This is a genomic window from Limimaricola sp. (assembly GCF_016125575.1).
Taxonomy (GTDB): domain Bacteria; phylum Pseudomonadota; class Alphaproteobacteria; order Rhodobacterales; family Rhodobacteraceae; genus WGLM01.
On the sequence record NZ_WGLM01000001.1, the window covers coordinates 35107 to 48043 of the forward strand.

Annotated in this window: 11 protein-coding genes and 1 tRNA gene; 10 read left to right on the forward strand and 2 right to left on the reverse strand. The window is 66.1% G+C overall.

Annotated features, from left to right (window positions below; all coding sequences use genetic code 11):
- The 3 genes from GC146_RS00265 to GC146_RS00275 all read left to right on the forward strand — a co-directional run bounded on the left by GC146_RS00265 (window position 1) and on the right by GC146_RS00275 (window position 3793).
- A complete protein-coding gene (locus tag GC146_RS00265) occupies window positions 1-1413 on the forward strand; it encodes an FAD-dependent oxidoreductase (RefSeq protein ID WP_291832630.1) in 1413 nt (470 codons plus the stop codon).
- A gap of 23 nt (window positions 1414-1436) precedes the next feature.
- Complete coding sequence (locus tag GC146_RS00270) at window positions 1437-2897, forward strand: HAMP domain-containing sensor histidine kinase (protein ID WP_291832632.1); 1461 nt, start codon at window positions 1437-1439, stop codon at window positions 2895-2897.
- 164 nt (window positions 2898-3061) lie between these two features.
- Window positions 3062-3793, forward strand: a complete 732-nt coding sequence (locus tag GC146_RS00275; protein WP_291832635.1) for a hypothetical protein — start codon at window positions 3062-3064, stop codon at window positions 3791-3793.
- Window positions 3794-3870: 77 nt separating this feature from the next.
- On the opposite strand, the gene GC146_RS00280 is transcribed toward GC146_RS00275, so the two are convergent.
- On the reverse strand, window positions 3871-4254 hold the full coding sequence (locus tag GC146_RS00280) for a cytochrome c (protein WP_291832637.1): 384 nt from the start codon (window positions 4252-4254) through the stop codon (window positions 3871-3873).
- Window positions 4255-4636: 382 nt separating this feature from the next.
- Here GC146_RS00280 and GC146_RS00285 point away from each other — a divergent pair.
- Window positions 4637-4713: transfer RNA gene (locus GC146_RS00285), tRNA-Arg, on the forward strand.
- Between the two features lie 187 nt (window positions 4714-4900).
- Here the strand turns inward: GC146_RS00285 and gcvA are convergent.
- Window positions 4901-5809, reverse strand: coding sequence for a transcriptional regulator GcvA (gene gcvA / locus GC146_RS00290; protein ID WP_291832640.1), 909 nt, complete (start codon window positions 5807-5809; stop codon window positions 4901-4903).
- A gap of 133 nt (window positions 5810-5942) precedes the next feature.
- Between gcvA and GC146_RS00295 the strand changes: the two genes are divergently transcribed.
- Genes GC146_RS00295 through GC146_RS00320 form a run of 6 tightly spaced genes read left to right on the forward strand, consistent with a single transcriptional unit; the run spans window position 5943 to window position 12887 of the window.
- Window positions 5943-7118, forward strand: a complete 1176-nt coding sequence (locus GC146_RS00295; protein WP_291832643.1) for a hypothetical protein — start codon at window positions 5943-5945, stop codon at window positions 7116-7118.
- A gap of 13 nt (window positions 7119-7131) precedes the next feature.
- Window positions 7132-8214 (forward strand): 2-dehydropantoate 2-reductase N-terminal domain-containing protein, encoded by a 1083-nt coding sequence (locus GC146_RS00300; RefSeq protein ID WP_291832646.1) that lies wholly within the window; start codon window positions 7132-7134, stop codon window positions 8212-8214.
- Window positions 8211-9320, forward strand: a complete 1110-nt coding sequence (locus GC146_RS00305) for a Gfo/Idh/MocA family oxidoreductase (RefSeq protein ID WP_291832649.1) — start codon at window positions 8211-8213, stop codon at window positions 9318-9320. Before GC146_RS00300 ends, GC146_RS00305 begins: the two co-directional genes overlap by 4 nt.
- Window positions 9317-10903 (forward strand): DUF885 family protein, encoded by a 1587-nt coding sequence (locus GC146_RS00310; RefSeq protein WP_291832652.1) that lies wholly within the window; start codon window positions 9317-9319, stop codon window positions 10901-10903. The genes GC146_RS00305 and GC146_RS00310 overlap by 4 nt, the downstream gene beginning before the upstream one ends.
- Entirely contained in the window at window positions 10900-11904 is a 1005-nt protein-coding gene (locus GC146_RS00315) for an ABC transporter ATP-binding protein (protein ID WP_291832655.1), read from the forward strand. The genes GC146_RS00310 and GC146_RS00315 overlap by 4 nt, the downstream gene beginning before the upstream one ends.
- Window positions 11901-12887: an oligopeptide/dipeptide ABC transporter ATP-binding protein gene (locus tag GC146_RS00320; RefSeq protein WP_291832657.1), complete on the forward strand. Its 987-nt coding sequence runs from the start codon at window positions 11901-11903 to the stop codon at window positions 12885-12887. The genes GC146_RS00315 and GC146_RS00320 overlap by 4 nt, the downstream gene beginning before the upstream one ends.
- Window positions 12888-12937: the final 50 nt, after the last annotated feature.

The window sequence follows — 12937 nt, forward strand, 5'->3', positions numbered from 1 at the left end:
ATGGCACGGATCGAAACGGATATCTGCGTGATCGGTGCCGGTTCGGGCGGGCTGTCGGTGGCCGCGGGGGCGGTGCAGATGGGCGCGCGGGTGGTGCTGATCGAAGGCCACAAGATGGGCGGTGATTGCCTGAATTACGGCTGCGTGCCCTCGAAGGCGCTGATCGCCGCGGGCAAGCGGGCCCACGCGATGCAAGGCGGCCTTGGCGTGGCGCCCGCCGCGGCGAAGGTCGATTTTGCCGCCGCCAAGGACCATGTCGCGCAAGTCATCGCCACCATCGCCCCCACCGACAGCCAGCAGCGGTTCGAGGGGCTGGGCGTCAAGGTGATCCGCACGCAGGCGCGGTTCGTCTCGCGCACCGAAGTACAGGCCGGCGAGAATGTGATCGTCGCACGGCGCTTCGTTGTTGCCACCGGATCGGGGCCGCTGGTGCCGCCGATCCCGGGGTTGGACACGGTGACGGTGCATACCAACGAAACGATTTTCGATCTGCGTCAGCGGCCGGACCACCTGCTGATCATCGGCGGTGGCCCGATCGGGATGGAGATGGCGCAGGCGCACCGGCGGCTGGGCTGCAAGGTGACGGTGATCGAAGGCGCCCGCGCGCTGGGCAAGGACGACCCCGAGGCGGCCGCGCTGGTGCTGGACAGCCTTCGCGCCGAGGGGATCGAGATTGTCGAAGAGGCGCAGGCCGACCGCGTCAGCGGTGCGGATGGCCATATCACTGTGCACACAGGCAAGGGTGATTTCACCGGGACGCACCTTCTGGTCGCGGTCGGGCGCAAGGTGAATGTCGAGGGGCTGGACCTCGACAAGGCGGGTGTGGCCTTTGACAGGCGCGGCGTGAAGGTGGGGCCGGGCCTGCGCTCGGTCACCAACCGGCGGGTCTACGCGGTGGGCGATGCCGCGGGCGGCCTGCAATTCACCCATGTCGCGGGCTACCATGCCGGCGTGGTGATCCGGTCGCTGCTGTTCGGCCTGCCATCGAAGGCGCGTACCGATCACATCCCATGGGCCAGCTATACCGACCCGGAACTGGCGCAGGTCGGCATGACCGAGGCTGAGGCGCGCAAACGACACGGCCGTGCGGTAGAGGTTGCCCGTTTCGATTTCGCCGAGAACGATCGTGCCATCGCTGAAGGGCGGGCGCGCGGGCTGGTCAAGGTGATGGTGCTGCGGGGCCGGCCCGTGGGCGCGACCATCGCCGGTCCGCAGGCGGGCGAACTGATCGGGTTTTGGGCATTGGCCATCGCCAACCGGCTGAAGATGTCGGCCATTGCCGGAACGGTTCTGCCCTACCCGACGCTGGGCGAGGTTAACAAACGCGCGGCGGGTGCTTACTTTAGCCCCAGATTGTTCGAAAACGCGACGGTCAAAAGAGTGGTGCGGCTGGTGCAGCGTTGGCTGCCCTGACCGGGAGGATCCAGAGAGGCACTATGTTCAACTCGCTCTCCGGGCGGCTGGTGATCCTGACGACGGTCTTCGTGATGGTGGCCGAAGTGCTGATCTTCGTGCCCTCGGTCGCGCGGTTCCGGCAGGATTACCTGTCTCTGCGGCTGGAGCGGGCCCAGATCGCCTCTCTTGCCACGCTGGCGGGTGATATGGTGACGCCCGCGCTGGAAAAGGAACTGCTGACAAACGCGGGTGTCTTCAACGTGGTGCTGCGGCGCGACGAGGTGCGCCAGTTGGTGCTGTCCTCGCCCATTCCGGCGCCCATCGAGGCGACTTATGACCTGCGCAAACCCTCGGGGCTGGGGCTGATCCGCGATGCGCTCTGGACCATGTGGGAAGGGGGAAACCCGATAATCCGGGTGATCGGCACGCCGGTGCAGGATGGTGGCTTGCTGATCGAGGTGACGATGGAGCAGGGGCCCCTGCGCACTGCGATGATTGATTATGGCCTGAACATCCTTGGCCTTAGTCTGGTGATTTCGATCGTCACGGCACTGCTCTTGTTCCTGTCGCTCAGGGTGGTGCTGGTCAAGCCGATCAAGGGCGTCGTGGCCCATATGCAAAGCTATGCCGCGGCCCCAGAGGATACCCGGCGCATCATCAAGCCCTCGGCCCATGTGACCGAGTTGCGCGAGGCCGAAGAGGCGTTGCAGGGGCTGCAGACGCAGCTGACCAGTGCGCTGAAACAGCGTGAGCGGCTGGCGCAACTGGGGGCAGGTGTGGCCAAGGTCAGCCATGACCTGCGCAACATCCTGACCTCGGCCCAGCTTTTCACCGACCGGATCGAAGGCTCGGACGACCCGATGGTGGCGCGGATGGCGCCCAAGCTTGTGGGCTCGATCACCCGCGCGGTGAATTTGTGCGAAACCACGCTGGCCTTCGGGCGCGCGGAAGAGCCGCCGCCGGCGCTGACCCGCGTGGCCATCGGCCCGATCGTGGGTGATGTGATCGACAGCGAGCGGTTGGCCGCCGCCGAATACGACCTGTCCTTTGCCGAGGATATCCGCGCGGGCCTGACCGTGCGCTGTGATGGCGAGCAGATCTACCGCGTCATCGCCAACCTTGTGCGCAATGCGCGGCAGGCGATCGTGGCGACCGGCAAGCCCGGCGAGATCCGCGTGGCCGCCGAGGAAGACGACGAGGCATGGTGGATCAGCGTCACCGACACTGGCCCCGGGCTGCCGCCCAAGGCGCGCGAGCACCTGTTTCAGCCCTTCCAGGGGGGCGTGACCAAGGGTGGGTCGGGGCTTGGCCTTGCCATCGCGGCGGAGCTGGTGCGCGGTCATGGCGGGCGGCTTGATCTGCGCCGCAGCGATGCCGACGGCACCGAGTTCGTGATCTGTCTTCCCAAGGCCGAGCTAGACGGCGCGCAGGCCGACAAATCAGAGCCGGCCGACCCCGAGACCACGCCACCCGACAGCGATCGCACACCCCGCGCTTCCTGAGCGGGCGGCGGCTGCGTAGCGGCTGCCACAGTCCGCGCCAATTTTCAGACTTATGTCGTTTTTCCGCACAATGACTGCGTAATGCGGGTGTTAGTGTGCGCCAGGCGGCACAACCGCCGCAACCATGGCCCGCACCCGACTGCGGGCTGCCATGAGGGACGCACATGATGCAGAATGAAGGCCGCTTTTTCATTTCCAAGGACTTCCCGCAAAGCCTGCGCAATCTTTTCTCGGCGGCGCTGATCACGCTGGGTCTGGGGTATGTCTTCGCGATGATACAGGTCTACGAGACCCATGCGGGCCTTGACGGAAATCCGGGGATCAACGCCAACGACATCGCCATCGCCTATAGTGGTAACGTCAACACCAGCCGCCTGACCACCGCATTGCTGGGGCCGATGTCGGGCAATGCGCCGTCGCGCGAACGGCGGGCCATCATGGATTGGGCCACGGACGGTGCCGACAAGGCCCAGTACGAGGCCTCGATCAAGACGATCATCGACAATCGTTGCCTGCGTTGCCACGACGGCAGCGAGGCCGGTGCGCCGCTGATGGTCACCTATGAACAGCTTGCCGAATTCGCCAAGCCGGACACCGGCATGTCGCTGGCCACGCTTGTGCGGGTCTCGCACATTCACCTGTTCGGTATGACCTTCATTTTCTTCATCATGGGGTTCATTTTCAGCCACGCCCGGGTGCGCCCGGCCTGGCTGAAACATGTCGCCATGATCGGGCCATTCGCGATGATGATCACTGATATCGGGTCTTGGTACCTGACCAAGCTGAACCCCGAATTCGCGTGGATCATCATCGGCAGCGGGGCGATCATGGGGATGTGCTTCGCCGTCGAATGGTGCGTGTCGTTCTACCAGATCTGGTTTTCGCGCCGCACCTGAGGTCGGGCGCAAGGGCCGGCCAGACAAGCATTGCGGCCGGACCGACGCGCGGTCCGGCCGCTTCTTTCAGATCCGGATCAGCCTTGGGGCGCGAAGCTCCGGATGTAGGCCTGGATATTCTTGATGTCGTCATCGGTCAGCATCTGGCCCGGCGGTTCATAAAGACCGGTCTTGCCAAACGCCGGCATCACCCGCATCGGCCGACCATGGTCGTCCGTGCCATCGACGACAGCGGCCTTGAACACCGCGAAATCCCAATAGCCCGAGTCACCGGCCAGTTTCTTGATCCGGACAGCGCCGTCGGGAACGACTTCTTTGGGATAGCCCTCGCCCTGGTTGCCGTGGCAGATGGCGCAGTTGTCGTTGTACAGGTCCATTCCGGCCTGCATGTCCTGCGCGAGAAGTGGTGTCGCTGCCACGGTCAGAGCCGTGACAGCCGACACGATCAGTGCCTTGTGCATCGTGTGGTCTCCATATTGGGGCAGGGCAGGAAAACCCTGCGATCTGCCGTGTTTTGCCCCTGAAAAACGGGGCCTTGCGGTGTTGCGAACGCCCGCGTTTCGCCGGAAACGTCGCCATGGGGCCGCTCCCGAAACGCAGGGACACAGGTCATGAATGGCGCCCCGCAGAGAACCACGGTCGCTGCGGGGCCATGCTACGCTGACGGCCGGCGAGACAGATTGACGCAGATCAAGACGGCCGGATATGCCATTCCGCGTGGCCCGGGCGCATCGGAACGCCCCGCCCGGACCGGCCGGCGCGCGCCCAATGACACATCGCGGCAGGATACGTTTTGACCCTTGCAATGCCACGCCCGGGCCGTTACATCGCCACCACTCGCGCGGATTGGTAGCTCAGTTGGATAGAGCACTTGACTACGAATCAAGGGGTCGGGGGTTCGAATCCTCCCCAGTCCGCCACTTTCTCCCATAAGTCATTGTTCCTGATCGATAGATGCGTCCGCGCACACCCGGTTGCAGGTTGGCGCAAAGAGGGGACAGGTTGTATGGGGTGAGGCCGGTTCGAAATGAACTTGCAGGCGCAAAGCCCGGATATTTCCGCCCGAGATAGAACGGGGAAAGCTGACGTTGCTGGATGCCGAAATCTCTAAGCGGCCTCGATTGAACTCGTCACATGCTCGATCAGCCAGCGGCGAAACAGCTTGACCCGCCGAAGGTCCTGCTTGGCGTGGGGTGTCACGAGGTAGTAGCCCCCGGGACTGTCGACGCGGATCGGGAACGGGGCGTGCAGGTTACCTGCACGGATGTCGTTGCGGACGAGGAAGGTCGGCAAAAGGGCGACGCCCAGACCCGAGATTGCTGCCTGCAGAACCATGAAGAAATGCTCCAGCCGCAGGCCCCACTGCATCGCCGAACTGTCGGTTCCGGTGGCAAGAAACCAATGCTCCCATGCCTCGGGACGGGTTGAGTGGATGATCAGCTTGTGGCGGGCCAGATCGGAATAATCGGTCAGGGGGTAGGGGCCGTCCATGATCCGTGGGCTGCAGACCACCACCAGTTCTTCGGACATGATTGGTTCGGCGATTGCATCGGGCCAGTTGCCGTAGCCGAAGCGCACCGCGACATCGACTTTCTCGCGCGCGAAATCGAGCGGCCCGTCGCTAGTGCGCAGGTTCACGGTGATCTCGGGATGCGCCTGCTGAAACGACGACAGGCGGGGGATCAGCCAACAGGTGCCGAAGGTGGGCAACATCCCGATCGACAGCGTGCCGCTGCCGGCGCGGGTTTCCAGAAGTTCCGCCGTGCCCGCCTCAAGCTGGTTGAGCGCGTCGGTGACAAGCTCGGCCAGATAGCGGCCCTCGTCCGTCAGCTCGATCTGCCGGCTCCGGCGATGAAAGAGCGGCATGTCGAAGAATTCCTCGAGACTGCGCACCATCCGGCTTGCCGCGCCTTGGGTCACGTTCAGCTCGGCCGCGGCCTTGGTAAAGCTGTTCATGCGGGCCACCACCTCGAAGGTTCGAAGGGCATTCAGCGAGGGCAGGGTGCGGCGGCGCATGTTCTGACATTCCAAAAACTCATCCTCAGACGATGTTTACGCCGCTTGAGAGGAAGGACAATGGGCCTTGTGATAGCGACGAATGAGGGGCGTTACATGCGGCGCCCCGTCCGAAGTAGAGGCGAGGAAGACGATGGGATTGAGCAAGATCGGCCGCGAACTGACGGCAATCACGATGGGAATCGACCGTTTCGAGCGGCGCGTGAATGACGGGCGCAGCCTGCTGGACGGTGAGGGCCTTGTCCCGATCTACATGGGGGCCGATCTGGTCGCGCCACGCGCTTATGAAAGCTGGGAAGTGGTGCAATCGGACCTGCGCGACCTCGAGAAGGAGGTTGGCGCCTTGCCGCCGGGTGAGCGGCAGGTGTTCCTGACCGGCATGGTCGCCTCGCTGAAGGTGGCGGTGCGGATCTTTTCCGGCGGCAGCCCGACCTTTGCCGAGAAGGTGACAGACCTTGTCGGCGCGCCCGCGGGCCGCGAATCCGAGGCGGTGATCGAGGGCGCGCGCGACGCGCTCGACCAGTTGTTGACGCAGGAGGGCTTCGTCCGTGGCAGCCTGAACGACCGCGTGCAGGCCTGGGAAGCCGACCGCGCCGTCGACGCCGACAAGCTGGTCGGAGTCTTCGGCGAGCTGATGGACGAGGCCCGCCGCCGCACCAACGAGATGATCTTTGATACCGGCGACTACACGATGGTGCTGAACCCGGTCTCGGGCGTGCCCTATTCGGCGCGGTGCAACTTCAACGAAGGGCAGATGGACCTCAACACCGACCTCGCCTATTCGCGTGCGGCGCTCAAGCACCTGGTTTGCCACGAAGTCTTTCCGGGCCACTCCACCCAGCTGCTTTATACCCGCGCCGAGGTGGATGCCGGGCGCTCGACGCTGGACGCGCTGCTGATCACCACCAACGCGATCACCGGCTGCGTGCAGGAGGGCATCGGCGACCAAGGCATTCACCTGATCGACTGGGTCGAGGATGCTGATGATCGCATCTACCAGCAGTTGCGTCGCCTGCGTTCGGCGGCGCAGACCAACGCCGCCTGGGCCTACATGGTCGAGGGTCAGCCCGCCGAGGATACAGCCGCTTATCTGCGCGACGTGGCCATGGGGCAGGAAGCATGGGTGCGTGGCCGGCTGCGGATGGCGGCGCATCCTTTCCGGGGGCCCTTCATCGCCTCCTATTGGGCCGGCAACGAGGCGGTGCGCAAGGTGCGCGAACGGGTGACGCCGGACACCCGCGAGGCGTTCCTTGTGGCGCTGTTCGGGCGCGCGCAAAGCCCCGAAAGCCTTTCGATGTTCGCGGCTTGAGGGAGGACGGACCATGAAGATCACGATCATCGGCGCAGGTGCGATTGGCGGGTTGGCCGGGGCATGGATGACCCGCGCGGGCCATGATGTCACTCTAGTCGACCGCTGGGCCGAACATGTGGAGGCGTTGAACGCCAACGGCATGGTTATCGACGGTGTGCGCGGCGAGCTGACTGTGCCGGTCAAGGCGGCGACGCCCGCGCAACTGACGGCGCCGCTCGGCACCGTGCTGATCGCCACCAAGTCGCAGCACGCGGTCGAGGCGGTGCAGGAGATCATCCCGCTGCTGACGCCAGAAACGCTGGTCGTCTCATTCCAGAACGGCTTCAACGAGCCCGACCTGATCGCCGCGCTGAATGCCGCCGGTCTGCCGGGCGACGCCATGGTCATGGGCTCGATCCCCAACTACGGCGGCGCGCTGGTCGATCCCGGCCATATCGAGTTCGTCCACGAAGGCCCGATCCAGCTGGGCGAGATGGACGGCACCATGTCGCCCCGCCTCAAGGAGCTGGGCGAGGCGCTGTCGGCGCTGACCGAGGTGCAGTATTCCGATCATATCTGGGGCCAGATCTGGGCCAAGGAGGTCTATGCCAGCCAGGTCGTTTTTTCGGCGCTGGTCGACGCCCGCATTCGCGAGACGCTGGGGGTCGAACGCTATGCCCGCATCGCCGGGGCCGTGGTCAAGGAGGCGCTGGAAATTGCCGATGCCAACGGCATCGACGTGCAGGCCTTCGACTTCTTCGATCCGGCCAATTACCGGGTGAAGACCGCCGCCGACACGCGCAAGCTGCTCGACAACATCAATCACGCGATCTGGCTTCTGAAGAAGGACCAGGACACCAAGCCGACCCATAATTTCAAGAAGAAGGGCTCGGGCATCTGGTGGGATATCGTCTATCGCAAGCGCCCGTCCGAGACACGCTCTTCCTCGGGCAAGCTGATCGACTTCGGCAAGGCCGTGGGCGCCGATACCCGGCTGAACGCGAAGCTTTTCGAGATGATTTACGAGATCGAGGAGGGCAAGCGCGCCCTCGGCTTCCACAATTACGATGAACTCGAGGCCTACGTGGCCGAATGCGGAAAGACCCTGCCATGAGCGAAAAGAAACTTGGCGCCGGCGTGATCGGCACGCATGCCTGGGCCGACAAGGCGCATCTGCCCGGCTATGCCGCGCATGTAGGCGTGGACCTTGTCGCGGTCTGCGACATCGACGAGGGGCGCGCGCGGGCGGCGGCGCAGAAATTTGGCGCGCGCAAGGTCTATACCGATGCCGACGCGCTGATCGCCGATCCCGAGGTGCAAATGGTGGATGTCTGCACGCCCACCCACACGCACCTGCCGCTGAGCCTGAAGGCGATTGCGGCGCGCAAGCACGTGCTGTCGGAAAAGCCGCTGCACACGTTGGCCGCACCCGCCTTCGACGCCGCCGCACGGGCCGAGGCCGCGGGCGTGCGCACCAAGCTGGGCTTTACCTTCCGCTATTCCCCCGCGATCCGGCAGATCAAGGCGTGGATCGAGGATGGCACGCTGGGCGAGATCTTTCACATCCACGGCTTCGAGCAGAACTCGCAATGGCTCGACCCCGATTTTCCGTTGCGGCAGGTGGCCCCGGACGCGGTGCGCGACAAGCTGATCCCGTCCTCGATCATCGGCTACGGCTCGCACTTGATCGACCTGATGCGCTGGCTGGGGGGCGAGTTCGGATCGGTCGCGGCCAGCATGAAGAACTTCATCCCCGAACGCGTGGTGCGCGGCGAACCCGGCCGCCAGCACATCCTGATCGAGGATGGCGCGGTGGGCCTGATCGAATACGCCGGCGGCGCGCAGGGCCTGTTGCAGACCAGCTATATCGCGGTGGGCAACTACCCGGGTGTGGAAATCCGCGTTTACGGCTCGAAAGGGGCGGCCGTCGCGCGGCTGATTTCCGAATTCGGCGTGGCCGAGACGCTGCATTTCGCCAAGGCCGAGGCGGTGGAATTCGTCAAGGTCGACCTGCCGCAATCCTCGCTGCCGCCGGGCACGACGCTGAACACCGACTGGCCCGAACTTTACTACCGCAATCTCGTGCGCTTCTTCGTCGATGAAATCCTGCATGACCGGCCGCAGGAATGCACCTTCTTCGACGGGGCCAAGAGCCAGGAAATCGTTGATGCCTTCATCCTTGCCCATGCCGAACGCCGCTGGGTCGACGTGGGGGCATGATGGAGGACGTGGTCGATGCCTACCTCGCGCACCGGTTCCGGTGGCGTCCGGTGGATGCCACCTTCATGGGCGCGCCCGGCCATGATGACCGGCTGCCGCCCGTCGGGCCGGACCTGATCGCCGCCGAGCGGGACGAGAACGCGGCGCTGGCGACGCGGGTGGCGGCGGCCGAGGGGCTGCACCCACATGACCGGTCGGTGCTGCTGTCGGACCTCGAGGTCGAGCGCGCTAACCTTTCCGCCCGCCCGCGCCAGCACAACCCGGCCTGGTATACCGGCGAGGCGGCCTTTGGCCTGATCTCGCTGCTACTGCCACAATCCGAACCCTGGCGGCGCGAAGCGATCGGCGCCCGCATCGCGGCCATCCCGGCCTTCCTGCAGGCGGGGGCGGCGGAACTTGCCGGACGCGCGGTGCCCGCGGGCTGGGTCGCCCGCGCGCGGGCCGAGGCCGCGGCGCTGGCCGATTTCCTGCGCAGCGATATCGCGTTGCACCCGGGCTTTCACGCGGGCTGGCGCTGTGCGGCGGCCGCCACGGCCTTTGACAGTTTCGTCGCCGCGCTGGACGGTCTGCCCGATGCCGACCCGGCCTGCGGGGCCGCGCACCTGGCCTTTCTATTCAAGACCCAGCACATGCTGGACATCACCCCCGACGAGGCGGTCGAGGCGGCGCATGCGGCCTTCGCCCGCAACACCGACGAGCTTGTCGCCATGGCCCGCGCCATCGACCCCGAAACGCCGTGGCAGGACCAGATCGCAGCGTTGTCGCAGATCGGGCCGAAGACTCCCGACGCGGTTCTGGACCATTACCGCGCGCTTGATGCCGCGGCTCGCGACGCGGCCGAGGATGCCGGGCTAGTCACGCCGGAGCGTGCCTATGGCCTTGATTACCGGGTGTTTCCCGATTGGGCCGCGAAACTGGCCGGGGCCACATATTTCCTGTTCTACCGCTCGCCGCCGGGGCTGATCCCGGGGCAGGGCAGCGTCTACTGGGTGGCGCGGCCGGGCGCGGACCTGTCCGCCCATTCCACTGCGATGGTCAAGACGATCCACGCCGTTCACCACGGCAGCATCGGCCACCACACCCAGAACGCCGCCGCGCGCCGCGTGCCCTCGCGTCTGGGCCGCATCGCCGGGACCGATTGCGCGATGGGCATTGCCTTTCAGGGCGCGCTGACGCTGATCGAGGGCTGGGCCTGCCATGTCGAGGACTTGCTGATCGAGGCCGAGGGGTTCTACACCCCCGCCGAGGTGCTGCTGCTGAAATCCTTCGAGCGGCGCAACGCGGCCTCGGTGCTGGTCGACGTGAACCTGCATTCCGGCCGCTGGTCGCAGGCCGAGGCGGCGCGGTTCTATGCCGAGGAGGCAGGCTTTGCCCCGGCCCGCGTGCAGGCCGAGGTGGTGCGCAATTCGATGTTTCCGGCCTCGCGCGCGACCTATTGGCTGGGTGTCGAGGGCATCCGCGCGCTGCGCCGCCGCTGGCAGGGCAGCACGGCGGATTTCCACGACCGGTTGATCAGCTTCGGACATGTGCCGCTGTCCCTCGTCGCCGATGAAATGACCCGCGCAGGGCAATTGCGCGCATGACAGCACTTCTCGACATCGCCGGTCTGGTGACCGAGTTCCGCACCGAGAATGGCCCGTTGACCGCGGTCAAGGGAGTGGACCTGTCCATCGCCAAGGGCGAGACGGTGGCGCTGGTCGGCGAAAGCGGCTCGGGCAAGTCGGTGACATCGCTGTCGGTGATGCGGCTGATCCCCGAACGGGTGGGGCGCATCGCCGCGGGGCAGATCATGTTTACCGGGGCCGATGGCACCCGTCGCGACCTTGCGCAGCTCGACCAGGACGAGATGAGCCGCATCCGTGGACGCGACATCGCGATGATCTTTCAGGAGCCGATGACCTCGCTCAACCCGTCCTACCGGATCGGCGCGCAGGTGGCCGAGGCCGCGCGCTTGCACCGCGCCATCGGCCGTCGCGCGGCCTGGGACCTGGCCGTCGAGGCGCTGGCGCAGGTGGAAATCCCCGATCCGGTGGCACGCGCGCGGGCCTTTCCGCATGAATTGTCGGGAGGGATGCGCCAGCGCGTGATGATCGCGATGGCGTTGGTCTGCGACCCGGTGCTGCTGATCGCGGACGAACCCACGACGGCGCTCGATTCCACCGTGCAACTCCAGATCCTGGCCCTGCTGAAGCGGCTGCAGGCCGAGCGTGGCATGGGTATTCTCTTTATCACCCACAACCTCGGCGTGGTGGCGGAAATCGCCGATACCGTCGCTGTCATGTATGGCGGTCGCATTGTCGAGGCGGCCCCGCGCGACACGATCTTCACCGCGCCCGCCCATCCCTACACGCGCGGCCTGCTGGCCAGCCTGCCGCGGGTGGACCACGCGGCGCGCGCGGCGGGTGTCGTCGACCGGCTGGTCGCGATCCCGGGTTCGATGGTGGACCCGCGCCACCCGCCGCCGGGCTGCGATTTCGGCCCGCGCTGCGCTCATGTGACCGACGCCTGCCGCGCCGCTGTGCCCGGCCTTCAGGAGGTCGGCCCCGGCCACCAGACCCGCTGTCTGAGATGGAGCGAGCTATGAGCGGACCGCTGCTGGAGGTCGAAGGGCTGAAGGTCCACTTCCCCGTGGGCAAGACCCTGTGGAAGCCCGGCGCGACGGTGCGCGCGGTCGAGGACGTGTCCTTCACCCTTGAGAAAGGCGAGGTGCTGGGGCTGGTCGGGGAAAGCGGCTCGGGCAAGACGACGCTGGGCCGGTCCATCCTGCGGCTGGTCGAGCCCACGGGCGGCGTCGTGCGCTATGACGGGCAGGACGTGACGGCGGCCGGGCCGGCCGAGTTGCGGGCGCTGCGCAGCAAGATGCAGATCATCTTCCAGGACCCCTATGCCAGCCTGAACCCGCGGATGAGCGTGCGCGACATCCTGGGCGAGGCGCTGATGCTGCACGGCGTGGGCAGCCGCGCCGACCGCGGCGCGCGCATCACCGCGCTGCTCGAGCGCGTCGGGTTGCCCGGCTGGGCGGCCGACCGTTTCCCGCATGAGTTTTCCGGTGGCCAGCGCCAGCGCATCGGCATTGCCCGCGCGCTGTCGGTCGGTCCCGGCTTCATCGTGGCGGACGAGCCGGTTTCGGCGCTGGATGTCTCGATCCAGGCGCAGATCGTCAACCTGCTGTCGGACCTGCGACGCGACCTCGGCCTGTCGCTGCTGTTCATCGGCCACGACCTTTCGGTGATCGAGTATCTGTGCAACCGCGTGCTGGTTCTCTACCTCGGCCGGGTGATGGAGACCGCGCCGGTCGGCCCGCTTTATACCCGGCCGCGCCACCCCTACACGCGCGCGCTGCTCGATGCCGCGCCGGTGGCCGCACCGGGCGGACAGCGCGAGCGGATCGTGCTGACGGGCGACATTCCCAGCCCGCTTGCGCCGCCGTCGGGCTGCGTTTTTCGCACCCGCTGTCCCTTCGCCATGCCGGCCTGCGCCGAGGCCGTTCCGGCCTTGCGCGAGGTTGCGCCGGGCCACAGCGTCGCCTGCCTGCGCGCGGACGAGATCGACCTGGCCTCAAGATGAGAACCCATGACAATTTCTGTGGGCAATTGGAACTTTTTGGCCCGTTGCTG